Raw genomic sequence first — 19,249 nt, 5'->3', positions numbered from 1 at the left:
GGTTTTGAGTGAGAGAAGAACTCCGCGCGCGGGTGGTTGGGCGTCAACTAACCACCGAACACGACTCGTTCGCGCTGACCACACGGCGTACGCTGGCCAGAAGGGCTTGACTTCGTACAAGGAGCGGCTATGACAGACCTGGCCGGGATGACGACCGGGGAGCGTGTCCGGTTCTACCGAGAACGGCGCGGGATGACGCGGCCTGTGCTTGCTGGACTAGTTGGCCGTGGCCCCGACTGGTTGAAGAAGGTCGAGTCCGGCGAGCGACAGCTACGTGACCACACCCTCCTTGTCAGGCTCGCAACCGCGCTGAAGATCAACGACCTGACCGTCTTGACGGGTGATCCCGTGCCCTCCCCGGTCAACCCGTCCGCGCGGCTTGTGCTGCCCGGTGTCGCTGACCTCCGTGACGCCTTGCGGGGCCCGCTGTTCGCCGTCCCGGATGAGCCGCCGAGCGTGGACGTGCTCCGAGGGCGTGTGGCTGAGGCATGGCGGCTGTGGCACTCGTCCCGCTTCCAGCGGTCGGAGGTCTCCAGCCTCCTCCCCGGCCTCATCCGGGATGCCTCCGCGCTGCCACGCCGTCTCGACGGGCCGGAGCGTCGGACGGCGTACGCCGTCCTGGCCGACGTCTACCACCTGGCGCAGCAGGCCGCCGCATTCGCTGTTGAGCCAGAGCTGTACTGGTTGATCGCTGACCGGGGCAGGAACGCCGCGCAAGAAGCCGACAGCCCGCTGTGCCTCGCTGGGGCGTCCTGGACGTGGGCGAACGGGCTCCGCGAGTCCGGCTATGCCGAAGAGGCGATCCGCGTCGTCACTGAGGCCGCCGAGGCCATCAAACCGCACCTTGAAACGGGCCCTGACGACCTCCGGGGCGTCTATGGGGCCCTTCACCTCCATGCGGCCATTACGCACGCTCGTGAGGGCGCTGAGGGCAACGCGTGGCGGCACTGGGATGAGGCCGACCGTACCGCGAACCGGCTGCCCTCTGGCTACGCGCATTCATGGACGGTGTTCGGCAGGGGTAACGCGGACATCCACGCCGTCAGCGTCGCCACGGACCTCCGGACGCCCGGGACAGCGATGAGCCGAGCCGAAACGGTGGACCTGGAAACGGTCCCGAGCGTCGAGCGCCGTTCGCGGGTGCTGATCGAGCTTGGGCGCGCGCAGAAGCAGCGGAAGGACCATGCCGGGGCGCTGCACTGGATGAGGCGAGCTGTGGAGGCGTCGCCGGAGACGGTGCGGTTCACGCCGGTTGCCCGGGGGCTGGTCTACGACCTGGCGAAGGAAGCCCGTGGGCCGCTGAAGTCGGATGCGATGGCACTTGCCGAGGAGGTACAGGTACTAGCGAGCTGAGGGGGACAGTTTGGGTCCCTCGTGAGTCCCCGTTCCGCTTACCGTCCTCCGCGACCTACGCGAGGGGACAGCGACGATGGCGAGAACGCGCGAGACCGGGCACCCGTACGAGTACGTGACCTACGCCCCGGCGGGGCAGACGTGCGGGAAGTGCCGGAAACCCATCCCTACTGACACCGCCTGTCGGCGAGTGGACAACGAGCGGTCGTCCGCGTCCTCGGTGGTCGTCTACTGGCACACGGAGTGCGCCACGGGTGGTGCTGCCAAGTGAGCCGTAGCCGTCACTGGTTCGATGACTGGACGACGATCCAGGACCCGGCCACGGCCGCTGAGTTCGCCGTGTTCTGCACCGAAGAGGGATGCGGCGAACGCTTCATCGTCAAGGACAGCCAGGCGGAAGCCGAGGCGTGGACGTTCAACCACACTCGCGACACCGGACACCTTCACTTCTGGCAGACGTTCGGGCACGCGATCATCGTGGGCACGCCCCCGGGTGCCGTCCTGGCGGGCCGTCTCGCCAGACAGGAACGGGCGGGCCGATGAGCGCCCCGGCGAGGCTCCACAGGCGCACGTGCGGCTCGTTACCGGCCCCCGAGCTGGTGAGCCTCATAGACGACCCTGACGGCCCGTACGCGGACTCTCCCGAGGGCTGGTGGACCCAGTACGGCGGGGCGCTGAACGTTCGCTCTGGCGTCGTCTACATCCCTCGCGGGGCTGATCACCCGCCATGCCCGTTCCCGTGCAGTTTCTGCGCGGAGCAGCGGCAGCACTGAGACGAGCGGGGCTCTGCCCCCGCCGTAAGGCCCCGGACGCAGGGTTGGGCGAAGTGGTGATCCCCGGCGCTGCGTACGGACGGTTCCCCCGACCGGACAAGCCTTGAGCGTGGGCAGACGTGCCCAGACTGAGCGGACGCGTTCAGGCTCTCGCCCCGGTCCGCCCCTTCGCTGGGGTGCCGCTTCGGCGGTGAGGGAGAATGGCCCCGCTCGTGTGCTGCCCCCGTGGCATGCGGGCGGGGCTTCTTACTGTCTCTCCTTGACAGATTCGACCTTGTAGAGCACCGCCGCCAGCGCGCAGGCGGCCGCGATCCCCACCGCGTACTCGGCCGTCGACATTCCGGCCTCCCCGGCTTGCACCGCACGGCACTTGGCCCTCGTCCACCACTGCATGACCATCACTTCTCTCCTCATCTCCTCGCGCCCGGGCACCGGTTGCCCGAGCAGCGTCCTCATGTCCCGCCTCCGGCACGGCTGTTCCGCTACGGGACCCGCAGCAGTCCGCTCGCCAGGCCGATCACCATCGGTACGACCCCGACGGCCAGGAATGCGGGCAGGAAGCACAACCCCAGCGGGGCCGTGGCCACGACGCCCGCGCGGCGGGCCCGTATGCCGGCCGACCGGCTCTGCACGGCGCGCAGCGTGACGGCGAGCCGCGCCATGGGATCCACGGCGGGCACCCCCGTCGCCTGGGCCCTCTCCAGGCACAGCGCCAGCCCTCGGGCCCCCGGGAGCGCGGCCAGTCGCTCCCAGGCAACGGCCGGCTCCGCGCCGAGCCGCACCTCGGCAGCCGCCCTGGCCAGCCGGTCGCCGACGGGACCGCCGAGCGAACCGCCGACCGCTTCGGCCGCTTCCCGGGGCCCGGCCCCCGCCGCCAGGCAGGCGGCCATCAGATCGGCCGCCAGCGGCAGTTGGCGCGCCACCTCCTCGGCAGGAACCTCCGGCTCCCCGGCCGCCGCACGCCCCGCCCGACGTCTCCACCACCACACCCCCGAAGCGGCGAGAGCCCCCACGGCCCAGCCCACGGGACCGCCGACCAGGACGATTCCGAGGACGGCCGCCGCAGCGGCGGGCAGTCCTTCACGGGCCGCGGCGAGTCCCGCCGTACGAGCGCACATCCGGGCCGACGCGCCGGACGGCGGGCCACCGCCCCACAGCCTCGCGGCCCTGCGCCGCACCGCCCTCGTCCTGCGGGCGCCCCGCAGGGCGGCCACCGCGCAGGAGGCGACAACAGCCAGCACGACAGCCATTTCCGGGCCGCCCACGTACCGCCCGTCCATCACTCCTCCCTCCCGCCGGCCGCGCACACGATGCGCCGCGTCCAGAGCAGCCCCGCGTATTCGAGGAGCCCGCCCAGGGCGAGGCAGCCGAGGCCCGCCGGGGTGTGGAACAGCACGCGCAGTGGATCGGCGCCCATTGCGCTGCCCATCAGGAGAGCGAGGACCGGGAGCAGGGCGAGCATCACGGCGGTCGACCGCGTGCCCGCCAACTGAGCATGCAGATCCTCACGTTGATCCCGCTCGGCGGCGAGCGCGGCCCCCACCCGTTCGAGCCCGGCGGCCAGGCCCGCCCCGCCGTCGACGGCGACCTGCCAGCAGGCGGCCACGCCGGTCAGCCCCTCGGCCCCGGGCTGCAGGCCGGCCTCCCGCAGCGCCGCCGGCACGTCGCCGCCGAACCGCGCGGCCGCCGTGACGGCGGGCCACGACGCCCCCAGGGCGTCGCCCGGCGCCGCCACCAGCGCCTCGCCGGGCTGTCGGCCCGCCCGCAGGTCACCCGCGACGGCACCACACAGCTCGATCACGGCGTCCTCGCGCCGTTCGCGCTCACGCCGTCGCAGGCGGGCGGCCAGCCAGCGCCTCATCAGCGGAACGGCCGCCCCCGCCATCAGCAGGGGCAGGAACGACCCGCCCAGCAGACAGACGGCACACCCGGCCGGAAGGCACCAGAGCTCACGCCGGCCCCGCGCCGCGACGAGCAGCCGCCCGGCGGCCTCCCGGAGCCGTGCCGGAAGGAGCGGGAAACGGACGCCGGTCGCGCTCCCGTCCGCGAACAGCGCTCTTGCCCGGCGCAGTTCCCGCCCCCGCCGCACCGACGGCCGGGTGGCGGCCGCGACCCCGAGCAGCGCGGTCGCGGCCAGCAGCGTCTGCGGCACCGCCATCGGAACGGTCATGTCGCACCCCCGCCCCGCGCACACAGCGCCGCGAGCCGGTCCCAGCCGGATGCCCGTTCGAAGCCCTCCGGGCCCCGGACGGCGGCCGGCACGGTGGTCACGAACCCGGCACGGTCCCGGTCCAGCACGTGCACTTCGGCGACGCGCCGACGGCCACCACGATCGCGCACGAGATGGATGACCACCGACAGGGCCGCCGCCAACTGGCTGTGCAGCGCGGCCCGGTCGAGCCCCGCCGTGGAGCCGAGGGCCTCCAGCCGGGCCGGGACGTCGGCCGCGGCGTTGGCGTGCACGGTGCCGCAACCACCCTCGTGCCCCGTGTTCAACGCGGCCAGGAGATCGGTCACTTCAGGCCCGCGCACCTCCCCGACCACCAGCCGGTCCGGGCGCATCCGCAGGGCCTGGCGGACCAAGTCCCGCAGGGTGACCAAACCGGTACCCTCCTGGTTCGCGGGACGGGTCTCCAGCCGCACCACGTGCGGGTGGTCCGGGCGCAGTTCGGCCGAGTCCTCGGCGAGGACGATCCGTTCGTCGTGAGCGACCAGGCCCAGCAGGCTCGACAGAAGGGTGGTCTTCCCCGAACCGGTCCCACCACTGATCACGAACGAGAGCCGGGCGTCCAGCACGGAGCGGAGCAGCCCCTGCCCGCCGGGCGGCACCGTTCCCGCCGCCGCCAGTTCGTCCAGGGTGAAGGCCCTCGGCCGCACCACACGCAGCGAGAGGCAGGCCGATCCGACGGCCACCGGCGGCAGTACGGCGTGGAGCCGGGTGCCGTCGGGAAGGCGCGCGTCCACCCAGGGGCGGGCGTCGTCCAGGCGGCGGCCGGCGATCGCGGCGAGCCGCTGGGCGAGCCGGCGCACCGCCGCGGCGTCGGGGAAGGACACGTCCGCGCGCTCGAGGCCCGCTCCACGGTCCACCCACACCTGGTCGGGCGCGGTGACGAGGACGTCGGTGACCTCCGGTTCGGCCAGCAGCGGCTCCAACGGGCCGCTGCCGACCAGTTCGGAGCGCAGCCGGGAGACGATGCCCAGCACCTCCGCGTCGCCGAGGAGCCTTCCCTCCTGCCGCAGGGCCTCGGCGACCCGGGCGGGTGTCGGCTCCGCACCCGTCCGCGCCAGCCGCAGGCGCACGGCGTCCAGCAGCGCGGTGCTCATGCCGCCACGCCCTCGCCGTCGGGCAGCACCCGGGCCCAGAACTCTGCGCAGAAGGCGGTCAACGGGCCCCGGTCCGCGCCCGGTGGCCGGCCCGCGGCCAGCGCCTGTGGCAGGCCGGCATCCTCCGGCACCTCCCCGGCGAGGGGCAGGGAGAGGAGACGGGCGATCTCCTCGCCGTCGAGCCCGGGCGCGCACGGCCCGCGGACCACCATCCGCAGGTCGCCCATCATCATGCCGACGGACCGGGCGACTTGGTGCGCGGCGGCGACGGCCCTCAGCTCGGAGGGCACCACCAGCAGGCCCAGATCCAACTGCCCGAGCACCTCGGCGGCCGCGTCGTCGGCAGCGCGCGGCAGATCGACGACCACCACCCCGCCCCTCCGACGGGCGGCGGCCAGCACCGCGCGCACGGCCTCGGGAGGAACCGCCGCGCGATCACCGCGGTCCCAGCTCAGCAGACGCAGGGAGTGCGGTTCGGGCAGCGCCTCCTCCAGCGCACGGCAGGCAACCCGCCCCCGGGAGCCGGCGAACGCGGGCCACCGCAGCCCCTCGACCCGCTCGGCTCCGAGCAGGACGTCGAGCCCGCCGCCCAGCGGGTCGGCGTCGATCAGCATCGTGCGCCGCCCGGCCCGGGCCGCCCCCACCGCGAGGGCGCAGGCCAAGGTGCTGGCTCCGGCACCGCCCCGCCCGCCGGTCACGCCCACGGTGAGGGCGGGCCCCTCCGTCCCCTCCACCGAGTCGGCGATCCGGTCGACCAGCCAGCCCTCGCCGTCGGGCAGCACCGCCACGCTGCGGGCACCGACGCGGAAGGCGCGCCGCCAGACACCGGGGTCGTCGGGATCCCGGCCGACGAGCACCACCCCCTCGCGGTGCGGGGCGCCGGGCAGGCGGTCGGCGCAGTCGTCGCCCACCAGGACCAGCGGGGCCCCGGACCACTGCTCGGCCCGGACGGCCGCCCCCTGGGCCACCTCGGGCAGCGCTCCGGCCGCCGCGCACAGCCGCAGCAGGTCGTCGAGCACGGCCTCGTCCTCGGTGATGATCAACGGTCCGCCCTGCCTCGCCCCGGCGGCGGCCTTCCTCTCTGCTGTGACGGGTCCGGTCACGGCCCCTCCCCCTCTCCTGCGCGCCACACGGCGCGCTCTCGCCTCCGCGGACATCGCGGAACTCGTGGGGAATCACCGTGCAGCGGACCGGGAAATCGTGTGGATCTTGGTGAAAAACTGTGGACAACTCAACGGTTGTGAATATCCCGCTCACCTATACCGGTGACTTCCGCAGAGCAGTGCGGCGATTACGCACAGTTACGTGTATGAAGGGGGGAGCAGCGGCGCCGCACGAGGCGCCCGACGGCCGAAGGAGGCCCGAGAGGATGCTCAAAACACATCCGGACATGCGACGACCCCCGCCGGGGGGGAGAGCGGGGGTCGTCCCCACGGCCGACTCGGGGGGGGAGGAGTCGGACCGGGTTAGACACGGTCGCGAACGATCCGTGACTTCCATGGTGTACCCGAGAGCCTTCTCAGGCAAACCCACACGCCTCAGCTTACGCCGAATGGAGGGCCCCTATGCTCGGCGGCGTGGAAAACCACTCCTCACGCCGAACAGCCGCGTTCTTTGATCTGGACAAGACGGTCATTGCGAAGTCGAGCACGCTCACCTTCGGCAAGTCCTTCTACCAAGGCGGTTTGATCAACCGGCGCGCCGCCCTGCGCACCGCCTACACGCAGTTCGTCTTCCTGCTCGGCGGCGCGGACCACGAGCAGATGGAGCGGATGCGGAAGTACCTCTCCGACCTCTGCCGCGGCTGGAACGTGCACCAGGTCCGGGAGATCGTCGCGGAGACCCTCCACGAACTCATCGACCCGATCATCTACGACGAGGCCGCCTCACTGATCGAGGAGCACCACGCCGCCGGCCGCGACGTCGTCATCGTCAGCACCTCCGGCGCGGAGGTCGTCGAGCCGATCGGCCGGCTCCTGGGAGCCGACCGCGTCGTGGCGACGCGCATGGTCGTCGAGGACGGCGTCTTCACGGGCGAGGTGGAGTACTACGCGTACGGGCCCACCAAGGCCGAGGCCGTCCGCGAGCTCGCCGCCTCCGAGGGCTACGACCTGTCCGGCTGCTACGCCTACAGCGACTCGGCCACGGACCTCCCGATGCTCGAATCCGTCGGCCACCCGCACGCGGTCAACCCCGACCGGGCACTGCGCCGCGAAGCGGCCGCCCGCGACTGGCCGGTCCTCACCTTCAGCCGCCCGGTGCGGCTCAAACAGCGGGTGGCGGCACTGCCGATGCCCTCCCGGCCGGCGCTGCTGACCGCGGCCGCTGTCGGGGCGGCCGTCGCGGCCGTGGGGTTGTTCTGGCTGGCGGCCCGCCGTCGCTCTCCCCGCCGGTCATCCTGATCGCCCGTTCCTGATTGCCCGTTTTTGAAGCCAAAAGTAAAGAAGTGCGACTCGGCCTTCCGCTTACCCGGAGAGGGGAGTAGAAAGGAGTCAACGGCCCGCGAGACCAGGGACATCCGGGAGGAAGCCCTCTCCGCACAACGGCCCCACGGACCGAGCACGAATGCCGGGCACCCACGCGACGCCGACCCGTCGATTACGGGCCAGTCGCACCAGGTGAGGCAAAGTTCCCCCGCCTGATGGACATCTTTCGTGCACGCACTGGTAACCCGGCGAACGTGCCAGCGGCGGTGCCGGAGCAGGACCGGTACCGCCGCAACTCTGCGCACACACAGCACTGTTGACGCACGGACCCCACCCGCGAGGGTGGGGCGACGTCAGGCCGCGCCCCGCTGCAGGGCCTCACAGACCGCCGTGGACTCGCGGGCCCCCAGCTCGGCGGCGCGGGCGCAGTGCGCGATCCAGGCCGCCACCCCCTCAGGCGTACCGGAGACGTATGCCTCGAGCGCGGCCACGTAGGCGTCCCGCCCGAGCTCCGCGTGCCCCACCTCCGCGGGGCAGATCGACTTGGGGTCGAGACCACTGCCGACCAGCACGATCCGCTCGGCCGCCCGGGCCACCAGCCCGTTGCAGGAGCCGAACGGACGCAGGGCCAGCAGTTCCCCGTGCACCACGGCCGCCGTCACCGGCGCGGGGGCCTCACTGCCCGCGATCAGCAGCTGCGCCAGCCCCTCCAATCGCCCCGCCATCTCGTCCGCGTCGGGCAACGGCAGCCCGATCAGCGGTTCGTCCACGGCCTCGCCGCGCAACCGGGGCCGCCCCACCGCGTCGTCCGGCTGGGCCTTCCCCGCGGCCACCAGGTGCAGCCGTGCCAGCACGCGCGTCGGCGACTGCCGCCACACGCTCAACAGCTGGCCCGCCTCGGCGGTCAGTCGCAACGCGGCGCCCACGGTGCGGGGTTCGCCCTCGCCGCCGAAGTCGGAACGCCGGCGCACCTCTTCAAGAGCCCAGTCGGCCCCGGAGAGCGCGGCCGACCCCCGCGCACCGCGCAGGGCCGCCTCGGACGTCACTTCGTTGCTGCGGCGGCGCATCACCCGGTGGCCGTACACCCGGTCCACCGCCCTGCGTACGGAGTCCACGGAATCGGCGACACCCGGGAGCGAGCCCAGAGCAGCCAGGGGATCGGCAGTCGTACTCATGGGTAAGACACTACGCATTTCCCGCTCACACCCCTCGAAGGAGTGGTCTTCTTCACTCACGGACCTCACTTGCTGCACCCCCGCACCTACCCTTGGTGAACATGAAGATCGCTTTCGTAGGGAAGGGCGGCAGCGGGAAGACCACGCTGTCCTCGCTTTTCATCCGCCACCTCGCCGCCCGCCGCGTCCCGGTCGTCGCCGTGGACGCCGACATCAACCAGCACCTGGGTGCGGCGCTCGGGCTGGACGAGGCCGAGGCGGCCGCCCTGCCCGCGATGGGTGCGCACCTCCCGCTCATCAAGGACTACCTCCGCGGCTCGAACCCCCGCATCCTCTCGGCCGAGACGATGATCAAGACGACCCCGCCCGGCAGGGGATCCCGGCTGCTGCGCGTCGTCGAGGACAACCCGGTCTACGACGCCTGCGCGCGGACCGTCCCCCTCGACGACGGGGCGTCCGTACAGCTCATGGCCACCGGCCCGTTCACCGAGTCGGACCTCGGCGTGGCGTGCTACCACTCCAAGGTGGGCGCGGTGGAGCTGTGCCTCAACCACCTCGTCGACGGACCGGGCGAGTACGTGGTCGTCGACATGACGGCCGGCAGCGACTCCTTCGCGTCGGGGATGTTCACGCGCTTCGACATGATGTTCCTCGTGGCCGAACCGACCCGCAAGGGCGTGTCCGTCTACCGCCAGTACAAGGACTACGCCCGGGACTTCGGCGTCCGCCTGAAGGTCGTCGGGAACAAGGTGCAGGGCCAGGACGACCTGGACTTCCTGCGGGACGAGGTCGGCGACGACCTGCTCACCTGCTTCGGCCACTCCGACTGGGTGCGGGCCATGGAGAAGGGCCGGCCGCCCCTCTTCGACCTGCTCGAAGGCGCCAACCGCGAGGCGCTGAACACCCTCCGCGCGGCCGCCGACGCGTCCCACGAGGCCCGTGACCGGCACCGCTACACGCGCCAGATGGTGCACTTCCACCTGAAGAACGCGGAGAGTTGGGGCAACGCGAAGACGGGCGCCGACCTGGCGGCCCAGGTCGACCCCGCCTTCGTGCTGGGCGAGCCGCTGCCGGCTACCCCGCAGCCGGTCTGACCAGTACGGGCCTGATCCGCACGGGCTTCCTCCGCGACGACTTGTCGTCGTCCTCGTCGTCGTCATCCTCGTCGTACCGGCCGGAGCCGCCGTCCGGTTCGTTCGTCGAGGGCTCCTGCGACGACGGGGCGTGCCAGGAGGGCGCGTGCGGCGTGGGCACGTGCGGCGCGGAGAGCGGGGTGTCGGCGAGATGGGCCCAGCCGCGCCTCGGCGCCTCGCCGACCTCCAGCCGGCGCAGCCGCGCGAGCGCGTCGGGGTCCTGCGCGTCCAGCCAGTCGGCGAGCTGTTTGAAGGAGACGCAGCGCACGCCCTCCTTGGTGCAGACCCGGGCGATCACGCTCTCCACGGCCCGCATGTAGATGCCGCCGTTCCACGACTCGAAGTGGTCGCCGACGAACAGCGGGGCCCGGTTGCCGTGGTAGGCCCGCCCGAAGCCGGCCAGCAGCCCGTCACGCATCTGCCGTCCCCACGCGGCACGCCGCGAAGGGTCGCCCTTGGTCGTACCCGACTGGTTGGCAAGGAAGTTGTAGTCCATCGACAGGGTTTCGAAGCCCCGGCCGGGGACGGGCACGTCCTGGAGCGGGAAGTCCCACAGTCCGCCGGTCTTCGACGGCCAGACCTGCCGGCCGCCCGCCGAGCTGGCGTCGTAGCGGAACCCCAGCTTCTTGGCCGCCCGGACGAGGTTGTGCTGGCCCTCCAGGCAGGGGGCGCGGCCGCCGACCAGTTCCTTGCCGTAGTCGAAGGGCAGGGGCGGCTCCTCCTTGAGCCCTGTATTGGTCTTCCAGTTGCGCACCAGCCACTTGGCCTGCCGGATCTCGCTCGCCCACTCCCTCGGCGTCCAGGTGCCCACTCCCCGGTCCGCGCCGCAGAAGTGCCCGTTGAAGTGGGTGCCGATCTCACTGCCGTCCAGCCAGGCGCCGCGCAGCTGCTCCACGGTGTCCCGCACGCCGCGGACGTCGTTGAAGCCGATGTCCGATGCCCCGGAGGCGTGTTGGGGCGGATCGTAGAGGGTGCGCTTCTCCTCGGGGAGCATGTAGACGCCGCTGAGGAAGTACGTCATCGTCGCGTGGTACTTCCTGCCGACCTTGCGGAAGCGGGAGAACAGCCGCTGGCTGTCCTCGCCAGCGCCGTCCCAGGAGAACACCACGAACTGCGGCGGCTTCTCACCGGGTGCCATCCGCCGCGGCTTGGGCTGCCGCGGCTGGGGGCCGGTGTCGGCGGTGGAACCGTCACCGAGCAGGCGTACCGGCCGTTCCACGGACTTCGGACCGGCGGCCGCCTGCGGCCCCGGAGCGTCCGGGCCGTCGTCCCCCGCGCAGCCCGCGGCTCCGGCCGCCAGTGCCAGCGCGGCGAGGCCGGCCAGTGTGTGTCTCCATGCAGCCGCCATCAGGCATCTCACCCTTCGACCTGCTCAGCCGGTCCGGCGGGGGACTCGCCGCCCTGATCCGCCGTCATCCCCGCCAACGTCGCACGGTCAAAAGAAAAGATAAGTATGACAAGCCGAAAAAAATGAATATTCACTCCATAGGAGGAAGCTCCGGGTTGATGAGAATCAGCCCCTTCCGCCGGACCTTTACTCTCCATTACGATTCGTTTACCGAGAGTTGATATCTCGCCGCAGCCCCGCCGCGCAGCACCGCTCTCCAGCCGCTGCCCGCCGTGACCCCGGCCGCGCCCCTGGCCCCGGCCGCCGCCCGACGCAGACGGGACCGACCATGCACGCTCACCCGACCCACCCGCCGTCGACCGACCGCAGCACGCCCGACCCGCCGGACCATCCGCACCGCCACACGGCACGGCGGGACTTGGCCGCCTCCGTCGGCCTGGCGCTGACCGCGGTCCCGCTGTCCCTCGGCGTCGCGCTCGCCGCCGGCGCGCCCCCGCGGGCCGGGCTGGTCGCGGCGGCGGCCGGCGGCCTGGTCGCGGGCGGCCTGGGCCGGACGCGCCTGCGGGCCGGCGGGGCGGCCGTCGCCCTCGCGGCGGTGACGGCCGAGCTGGTGCACCGCTTCGGCTGGCGGGCCACCTGCGCGATCACCGTGCTGGCCGGGCTGGCGCAAGTCGCCCTGGGAGCCGCCCGGGTGGCCCGGGTGATGCCGGCCGCCGGTCCGGTCGTCGCGCGCGGCGCGCTGGCCGGCATCGGGGCGACCATCGCGCTGGGCCAGCTCCGGGTCGTACTGGGCGGCGGGCCCAACGGCGCCCCGGCGGGTGATCCATGGGCGTTTCCCCCGGAGTTGACCCACCCGAGCGTCCCGGCGCTCCTGGCCGGCGGGTGCGTCCTCGCCGTGCTGGCCGTGTGGCCGAGGCTGTCCGGCAGGGCGGGGCGTGCGGCCCGCGTCGTGCCCGCCCCGCTCGCGGCCGTGGCGCTCGCCACCGCGGTGAGCGCGGGTTCGGGTCTCCCCCGAATCCCGTTGCCCGACTGGAATGTGGCGCCCCTGCCGGCCCTTCCCGCCGGCCAGACCCTCGCGGTCTGCGCCGCGGTGCTGACCATGACCCTGGTGGCGGGCATGGAAACCCTGACGTCACCGGCGGACGGCCACCGTGCCGGGGATCCGGACCGCGAGCTGACCGGACAGGGAGCCGCCACCGTCGTGTCCGGGCTGCTGGGAGGGCTGGCAGTCACCGGGGCGACGGCTTCCGGAGCTGCCGGAGCGGTGGCTCCGAGCCGCAAGTCCGTGATCCTGTACGGGATGTGGGTGCTGCCGTGCGCGGCATTGTGCGCCCCGGCGCTGAAGCTGGTCCCCGTCGCCGCCCTCGCCGCGCTGATCCTCGCGGCCGGCGTCCGGATGACCGGCTTCCGGAACCTCGACCGGCTGCGGGAGCGCCGCGAGCTGCCCGTCCATCTCTCCACGCTCGGCGCGGTCGCGCTGTTCGGCGTCCTCCCGGGTACCGCGACCGGCATCGTCGTCGCCGCCCTTCTCTCCTTGCGCCGGCTGGGGCGCACCCGGATCACCGTCTCGGCGACCCGGGAGGGTCACCACCGGGTGGCGGTTCACGGCCAGTTGACGTTCCTCGCGGTGCCCAGGCTGCGCCGCTCCCTCTCCCGCGTCCCGCGCGGTGCGGGTGCGGTGGTGGAGCTGGGCGGGTCCTTCATGGACCACGCCGCCTACGACGCCCTGTACACCTGGTCGAACGACCAGCGTGCGCACGGGGGTTGGGTCACGGTGAGCGAGCGGTCGGGGCAGCACGTCGCCGAGCCGTCCGACGGGCACGCCTGCCGGCCGTGGACCCCCTGGCGCAACCACCACTGCGTCCGCCCTCCGGCCTCGGCGGGTGGCCTCCCCGGCGGCCGTCAACTGATCGGCGGGGTGAGCGCGTTCCAGCGCGACACGGCGCCCCTCGTCCGCGAGGAGCTGGCACGGCTGGCCCGGGAGGGGCAGCGCCCCAGCCAGCTCTTCCTGACCTGCGCCGACTCCCGGCTGGTGACCAGCATGATCACGTCCAGCGGCCCGGGCGACCTGTTCACGGTGCGCAACGTCGGCAATCTGATGCCGCCGCCAGGCAACGACGCCGTGTGCGACTCCGTCGCCGCCGCCGTGGAGTACGCCGTGGAGGTGCTCAAGGTCTCCAGCATCACCGTCTGCGGGCACTCGGGGTGCGGGGCGATGCAGGCGCTGCTCGACACCGCCGTGCCGACCGCCGACGCCGTTCCGCAGACCCCGCTCGCCCGCTGGCTGCGGCACGGCCGGCCGAGCCTGGCCCGCATGCAGCGGATCGGCCGGCTGGGGCGCGGCGAAGTGGCCCTTGCCGAGCGGCCCGTGGCGGACGACGCCGAACGGCTCGCTCTGGTCAACGTGATGCAGCAGCTCGACCACCTGATGGCGCACTCCTGCGTGGCCCGGCGTGTCGCGGAGGGGACGCTCCACCTCCAGGGCATGTACTTCCACGTGGCCGAGGCCCAGGCCTACGTGCTGGACCAGCGGTCGCGCACCTTCACCGCCGTACGGCCGGGGGTGCTCGATGCCGTCTGACCTCGGCCGACCGCTCCCCACAGGTCTAAACCAGCATTCCTCCGTCACCCCTTGTCAGGGTCCGCCCCCACCTGGTGAGCTATGCCCGGGACACAACGGGCCCCCTGGAAAAGGGAGATGTCGTGAGCAACGAAAGCCTGGCCAACCTCTTGAAGGAGGAGCGCCGGTTCGCACCGCCTGCCGCCCTGGCCGAGCCGCTCCGGCAAGATCATGCGCCGACTGCTGCGCGACGTCGCCGAGCACCGCACGCTCGGCGACGTGACCACCCTGACCGACTCCTCGGTCATGGACCTCATCCAGACCAAACTCCCGGCAACCCCCGCCGAGGACTGATCCCACGACCCGAACGAGTGGAGGGCGCCCGGCTCCGACCGGGCGCCCTCCACTCGTTCGCGCTAAAGTACATATGCAAAGCGTATAAATCTCGACAAGAATCACAGGCGCGCCGGGAAGTCTGGTCGGCACTCAGCACACGTGCACCCCACGTGTGTCCGTCGATCGACCCCAGGAGGTCCTCACCGTGGCCGCGCCCAAGAACAACCGTTCCGTCTTCCTCGGCCGGCTGCCGCTGCCCGAGCGGAACTTCCTCGCGGACGCGCTGCGCACCGAGACCGTCGGCGGGGTCCTGCTGCTGGTCGCGGCCGTCGCCGCGTTGATCTGGGCGAACACCCCGATCAAGGACAGCTACGAGTCCATACGCGACTTCCACCTGGGCCCCGGCTCGCTCGGGCTGAACCTCTCCGTCCAGCACTGGGCCGCCGACGGACTGCTGGCGGTCTTCTTCTTCGTCGCCGGTATCGAGCTCAAACGAGAACTGGTCGCCGGCGAGCTGCGCAACCCCAAGGCCGCCATCCTCCCCGTGGTCGCCGCCCTCTGCGGCATGGCCGCACCCGCCCTCGTCTACGCCACCGTGGCCACCACCGGCGGCGGCTCCCTGAAGGGCTGGGCCGTCCCGACCGCCACCGACATCGCCTTCGCCCTCGCCGTGCTCGCGGTCATCGGCACGGCGCTGCCCTCGGCGCTGCGGGCGTTCCTGCTGACACTGGCCGTCGTCGACGACCTCTTCGCGATCCTCATCATCGCGATCTTCTTCACCTCGAAGCTGAACTTCGCCGCCCTGGGCTTCGCCGTCGTAGGTCTGTTCGTCTTCTGGCTGCTGCTGCGCAAGGGCGTCCGGGGCTGGTACGTCTACGTCCCGCTGGCCGTCGTCAACTGGGCGCTGATGTACAACAGCGGCGTCCACGCCACCATCGCCGGCGTCGCCATGGGCCTGATGCTGCGCTGCCACCGTCACGACGGCGAGGCGCACTCGCCCGGCGAGCACATCGAGCACCTGGTGCGCCCGCTCTCGGCCGGCCTGGCCGTGCCGATGTTCGCGCTCTTCTCCGCCGGCGTGGCGATTTCCGGCGGCGCGCTCTCGGACGTCTTCCGCAGGCCGGAGACGCTCGGCGTCGTCCTCGGTCTGATCGTCGGCAAGGCGATCGGCGTCTTCGGCGGCACCTGGCTGGCCGCCCGGTTCACCCGTGCCGAGCTCAACCCCGACCTCAAGTGGCCGGACGTGCTCGCGGTGGCGTCGCTGGCCGGCATCGGCTTCACCGTCTCGCTGCTCATCGGCGAGCTGGCCTTCGACGGCGACTCCCTCCTGACGAGCGAGGTCAAGGCAGCGGTCCTGGTCGGTTCGCTGATCGCCGCCGTCATCGCGAGCATCCTGCTCAAGCTGCGCGACAACAAGTACAAGAAGCTCTGCGCCGACGAGGAGCGGGACGAGGACCTCGACGGCATCCCCGACATCTACGAGCAGGACAACCCCCAGTACCACCTGCGCATGGCCGCGATCCTCGAGGCGAAGGCCGCCGAGCACCGCCGCCGGGCGGAAGTCGCCTCCGGGCGCACCGCCGGCGACGCTGGTCCGGCATGATCTGAGTGTCTTCACATCCGCTGAAGACGGGCGGAACACTCATGGCAGACCCGTGGGAGACCGCAGAAGACCCGCAGACGACGGGAGCGACGACGATGAGGGAGCAGCGATGAGCGCAGCCGACGACGGTGCCGACCGCAGCCTCGGCCAGCTGGTGGCCACGGCCACCACGGAGCTGTCCGCGCTGGTGCACGACGAGATCGCACTGGCCAAGGCCGAGCTGCGCGAGGACGCCAAGCGGCTGGGTATCGGCGGCGGCGCGATCGCCGCGGCGGGCGTCCTGGCCCTCTTCTCGCTGCCGGTGCTCAGCTTCGCGGCGGCGTACGGGATCCACAACCTGGGCCTGGGACTCGCCTGGTCGTTCCTGATCACGGGCGGCGCCTTCCTGGTGCTGGCGGCGCTCCTGGGACTGCTGGCCGTACGGAAGTTCAAGAAGATCAGCAAGCCGGAGAAGTCCCTGGCCTCGGCCAAGGAGACGGCGGCCGTGCTGGGCACGGTCAAGCCTCACCCCCGTCCTCTGAAGGACGCGAGCCAGACGGGCGCATCTGTGACACGCTCGTCCGTATGACGGTGCCCGAAGCCTCCGCAGCGCCCGCGTCCCCCGGCCCCGACCGGGCGCCGGAACCCGCCGTTCCGGCAGTCGTCACCGGCTCGTCCACGGAGGTCGTACGCCCCGACGGGCCCTGGACGCACCGGGACGTCGCGGCGAACGGGGCGCGGTTCCACATCGCCGAGATGGGCGAGGGGCCGCTGGTGCTGCTGCTGCACGGCTTCCCGCAGTTCTGGTGGGCGTGGCGGCACCAGATGCCGGCCCTGGCGGAGGCGGGTTTCCGGGCCGTCGCGATGGACCTGCGCGGAGTGGGCGGCAGCGACCGCACGCCCCGGGGCTACGACCCCGCGAACCTGGCCCTGGACATCACCGGGGTGATCCGCTCGCTGGGCGAGCCGGACGCGGCGCTGGTCGGGCACGCCCTCGGCGGTTACCTGGCCTGGACCGCGGCGGTGATGCGGCCCAAGCTGGTGCGCCGGCTGGCGGTGTCCTCGATGCCGCACCCGCGCCGGTGGCGCTCGGCCATGCTCACCGACCCGCAGCAGACGGCCGCGGGCTCCGCGGTCTGGGGCTTCCAGCGGCCGTGGCTGCCGGAGCGCAGGCTGATCGCGGACGACGCGGCACTGGTGGGGCGGCTGATGCGCGACTGGTCGGGCCCCCGGCTGCCGGACGACGAGGCGGTGGCGGTCTACCGGCGCGCGATGACGATCCCGTCGACGGCGCACTGCTCCATCGAGCCGTACCGGTGGATGGTGCGGTCGATGGCACGGCCGGACGGCATCCAGTTCAACCGGCGCATGAAGCGGCCCGTGCGCGTGCCCACGCTCCACGTCCACGGATCGCTCGATCCGGTGATGCGCACGCGCAGCGCCGCCGGGTCCGGCGAGTACGTGGAGGCGCCGTACCGGTGGCGGCTCTTCGACGGGCTGGGGCACTTCCCGCACGAGGAGGACCCGCTGGCCTTCTCGACGGAGCTGATCGGCTGGCTGAGGGACCCGGAGCCGGACCGGTAGGCGTCCGGGGCTCCCCCGGTCGAACTCGAACGCGTGAACGACAAGCGACCAATTGCCCCGTGCATAGGCCAATTGCCGGGCCCCGGGGCGATTACCGACCTTCCGCCCCGGGCACAGACCGGGGTATGGGCTGGACGCACGACCATCGCGACCTGACTCAGCAGCGCGGCGCCGACGACGACGCCGCGCTGACTGTGACCACCGAGGTGCCCGAGCGGGCGGAGGGGCGCCACGACACCCTCCCACCGGGGGACGGCACCGACCTCAGGATCGGCATCCCGCGCATCATCCGGCGCCGCGCGCGCTGGGTCTCGGCGCGGCTGCGCCATCCCCGCAGCCGCTGAGGCAGCCGGCCGGCCTCTCCTCGTACGTCACCGCACCGCCTCAGAGCGCGCACCCCTGCGTCTCGACCGGTGCCGCGGCCGTACGGCCCGCCACGACGTCCTCGTGCACCTCGTCCGCCGTGAGGGCGTAGCCCGTGTCCGCGTCGTCGAGCGACTTGGCGAAGACGACGCCGTACACCCGCCCGTCGGGGGTCAGCAGCGGGCCGCCCGAGTTGCCCTGCCGCACGGTCGCGTACAGGGAGTACACGTCGCGGCGCACATAACCGCGGTGGTAGATGTCCGGACCGTTGGCGTCGACGCGGCTGCGGACCCGGGCGGACCGCACGTCGTACGCGCCGTTCTCCGGGAAGCCCGCGACGATGGCGCTCCGGCCGCTCTCGGCGTCCACCGCGGCGAAGCGCAGGGCGGGCGCGTCCAGCGCGGGAACGCTCAGGACGGCGATGTCCCGCTTCCAGTCGTAGAGCACGACCCTGGCGTCCAGCAGCCGGCCCCTGCCCCCGACCTGCACCGTCGGCTCGGTCACTCCGCCCACCACATGGGCGTTGGTCATCACGCGGCGCGGCGCGAAGACGAATCCGCTGCCCTCCAGCACCTTGCCGCAGCCGGGTGCGTTGCCGACCACCTTGACGATGCTGCGCTGTGCCTCGGCGGCGACGGCGCTGCCCGACAGCGCCGGGTCGGGCGGCGGCACCGAGGTGATGGTCTCGGCCGAGAAGGGGGCGAAGACCTGGGGGAAGCCGTTCTGGGCGAGGGCCGTGCTGAAGTCGGCGAACCAGGTGTTGGCCTCCCCGGGCACGACCCGGGCGACGCCGAGCAGCACCTTGGAGCCGCGCACCTGCTTGCCGAGCGTCGGCAGTGAGGTCCCGGCGAGGGCGGAGCCGATCAGCCAGGCGACGAGCAGCATGGCGACGACGTTCACCAGCGCCCCGCCCGTCGCATCCAGCGCGCGGGCCGGCGACCAGGTGATGTGGCGGCGCAGCCGGTTGCCCAGGTGCGTGGTCGCGGCCTGGCCGACGGAGGCGCAGACAATGACGATGACGACGGCCGCCACGGCGGCCAGGGTGCCCGGCGACCGGTCGCCGGCAGCGCTGTCCCAGATCACCGGCAGCACGTAGAGGGCGGCCAGGCCGCCGCCGAGGAATCCGACCACCGAGAGCACGCCGACCACGAACCCCTGGCGGAAGCCGATGACCGCGAACCAGGCGGCGGCCAGCAGCAGCACGATGTCCAGTACGTTCACCGAAGGGTGCCTCGCATTGCGGTTGTCGGCGGGACGGCGGCGGGTCTGCGGCGGCGGGTCTGCGGGGCCTG

General features: G+C 72.5%; 19 protein-coding genes. 11 read left to right on the top strand and 8 right to left on the bottom strand.

Going from position 1 to position 19,249, the window contains the following annotated elements; genetic code table 11:
- Positions 1-129: 129 nt before the first annotated feature.
- The 3 genes from I5Q34_RS11430 to I5Q34_RS11420 all read left to right on the top strand — a co-directional run bounded on the left by I5Q34_RS11430 (position 130) and on the right by I5Q34_RS11420 (position 1,896).
- A complete protein-coding gene (locus I5Q34_RS11430; RefSeq protein WP_199892086.1) occupies positions 130-1,353 on the top strand; it encodes a helix-turn-helix transcriptional regulator in 1,224 nt (407 codons plus the stop codon).
- A gap of 76 nt (positions 1,354-1,429) precedes the next feature.
- Entirely contained in the window at positions 1,430-1,624 is a 195-nt protein-coding gene (locus tag I5Q34_RS11425) for a hypothetical protein (RefSeq protein ID WP_199892085.1), read from the top strand.
- Positions 1,621-1,896, top strand: coding sequence for a hypothetical protein (locus I5Q34_RS11420; protein WP_199892084.1), 276 nt, complete (start codon positions 1,621-1,623; stop codon positions 1,894-1,896). The genes I5Q34_RS11425 and I5Q34_RS11420 overlap by 4 nt, the downstream gene beginning before the upstream one ends.
- 476 nt (positions 1,897-2,372) lie before the next feature.
- On the opposite strand, the gene I5Q34_RS11415 is transcribed toward I5Q34_RS11420, so the two are convergent.
- Genes I5Q34_RS11415 through ssd form a run of 5 tightly spaced genes read right to left on the bottom strand, consistent with a single transcriptional unit; the run spans position 2,373 to position 6,553 of the window.
- Positions 2,373-2,582: a DUF4244 domain-containing protein gene (locus tag I5Q34_RS11415; RefSeq protein ID WP_234428724.1), complete on the bottom strand. Its 210-nt coding sequence runs from the start codon at positions 2,580-2,582 to the stop codon at positions 2,373-2,375.
- Positions 2,583-2,608: 26 nt separating this feature from the next.
- A complete protein-coding gene (locus I5Q34_RS11410) occupies positions 2,609-3,406 on the bottom strand; it encodes a type II secretion system F family protein (protein ID WP_199892083.1) in 798 nt (265 codons plus the stop codon).
- Entirely contained in the window at positions 3,406-4,296 is an 891-nt protein-coding gene (locus I5Q34_RS11405) for a type II secretion system F family protein (protein ID WP_199892082.1), read from the bottom strand. The genes I5Q34_RS11410 and I5Q34_RS11405 overlap by 1 nt, the downstream gene beginning before the upstream one ends.
- Complete coding sequence (locus I5Q34_RS11400; protein ID WP_199892081.1) at positions 4,293-5,450, bottom strand: TadA family conjugal transfer-associated ATPase; 1,158 nt, start codon at positions 5,448-5,450, stop codon at positions 4,293-4,295. Before I5Q34_RS11400 ends, I5Q34_RS11405 begins: the two co-directional genes overlap by 4 nt.
- Entirely contained in the window at positions 5,447-6,553 is a 1,107-nt protein-coding gene (gene ssd / locus I5Q34_RS11395; protein ID WP_277965785.1) for a septum site-determining protein Ssd, read from the bottom strand. The genes I5Q34_RS11400 and ssd overlap by 4 nt, the downstream gene beginning before the upstream one ends.
- A gap of 462 nt (positions 6,554-7,015) precedes the next feature.
- Between ssd and I5Q34_RS11390 the strand changes: the two genes are divergently transcribed.
- Complete coding sequence (locus tag I5Q34_RS11390) at positions 7,016-7,852, top strand: HAD family hydrolase (protein ID WP_199892079.1); 837 nt, start codon at positions 7,016-7,018, stop codon at positions 7,850-7,852.
- A 377-nt stretch (positions 7,853-8,229) separates the two neighbouring features.
- Here the strand turns inward: I5Q34_RS11390 and I5Q34_RS11385 are convergent, their stop codons facing one another.
- Positions 8,230-9,051 (bottom strand): oxidoreductase, encoded by an 822-nt coding sequence (locus I5Q34_RS11385; RefSeq protein WP_199892078.1) that lies wholly within the window; start codon positions 9,049-9,051, stop codon positions 8,230-8,232.
- A gap of 101 nt (positions 9,052-9,152) precedes the next feature.
- On the opposite strand from I5Q34_RS11385, the gene I5Q34_RS11380 reads away from it, so the two are divergent.
- Positions 9,153-10,145, top strand: coding sequence for an ATP-binding protein (locus I5Q34_RS11380; RefSeq protein WP_199892077.1), 993 nt, complete (start codon positions 9,153-9,155; stop codon positions 10,143-10,145).
- On the opposite strand, the gene I5Q34_RS11375 is transcribed toward I5Q34_RS11380, so the two are convergent.
- A complete protein-coding gene (locus tag I5Q34_RS11375) occupies positions 10,126-11,532 on the bottom strand; it encodes a hypothetical protein (RefSeq protein ID WP_199892076.1) in 1,407 nt (468 codons plus the stop codon). The two genes, I5Q34_RS11380 and I5Q34_RS11375, sit on opposite strands and share 20 nt — an antisense overlap.
- Positions 11,533-11,860: 328 nt before the next feature.
- Between I5Q34_RS11375 and I5Q34_RS11370 the strand changes: the two genes are divergently transcribed.
- The 6 genes from I5Q34_RS11370 to I5Q34_RS11350 all read left to right on the top strand — a co-directional run bounded on the left by I5Q34_RS11370 (position 11,861) and on the right by I5Q34_RS11350 (position 17,938).
- Entirely contained in the window at positions 11,861-14,113 is a 2,253-nt protein-coding gene (locus I5Q34_RS11370; protein ID WP_199892075.1) for a SulP family inorganic anion transporter, read from the top strand.
- A gap of 210 nt (positions 14,114-14,323) precedes the next feature.
- Positions 14,324-14,446, top strand: coding sequence for a hypothetical protein (locus I5Q34_RS35505; RefSeq protein ID WP_267911946.1), 123 nt, complete (start codon positions 14,324-14,326; stop codon positions 14,444-14,446).
- A gap of 187 nt (positions 14,447-14,633) precedes the next feature.
- Positions 14,634-16,031, top strand: a complete 1,398-nt coding sequence (gene nhaA / locus I5Q34_RS11365; protein ID WP_199892074.1) for a Na+/H+ antiporter NhaA — start codon at positions 14,634-14,636, stop codon at positions 16,029-16,031.
- Positions 16,032-16,140: 109 nt separating this feature from the next.
- Positions 16,141-16,599, top strand: coding sequence for a phage holin family protein (locus I5Q34_RS11360; RefSeq protein WP_199892073.1), 459 nt, complete (start codon positions 16,141-16,143; stop codon positions 16,597-16,599).
- Entirely contained in the window at positions 16,596-17,594 is a 999-nt protein-coding gene (locus tag I5Q34_RS11355) for an alpha/beta fold hydrolase (RefSeq protein WP_199892072.1), read from the top strand. The genes I5Q34_RS11360 and I5Q34_RS11355 overlap by 4 nt, the downstream gene beginning before the upstream one ends.
- A 125-nt stretch (positions 17,595-17,719) precedes the next feature.
- Entirely contained in the window at positions 17,720-17,938 is a 219-nt protein-coding gene (locus I5Q34_RS11350; RefSeq protein WP_199892071.1) for a hypothetical protein, read from the top strand.
- Between the two features lie 40 nt (positions 17,939-17,978).
- Here the strand turns inward: I5Q34_RS11350 and I5Q34_RS11345 are convergent, their stop codons facing one another.
- Positions 17,979-19,178 carry a MarP family serine protease gene (locus I5Q34_RS11345; RefSeq protein WP_199892070.1) on the bottom strand — a complete coding sequence of 400 codons (1,200 nt, stop codon included), beginning with the start codon at positions 19,176-19,178 and terminating at the stop codon, positions 17,979-17,981.
- Between the last annotated feature and the right edge of the window lie 71 nt (positions 19,179-19,249).

The sequence above is a fragment of the Streptomyces sp. AV19 genome, from assembly GCF_015999245.1.
Lineage (GTDB): Bacteria > Actinomycetota > Actinomycetes > Streptomycetales > Streptomycetaceae > Streptomyces.
This window is presented reverse-complemented; position numbering and strand designations above follow the sequence as displayed.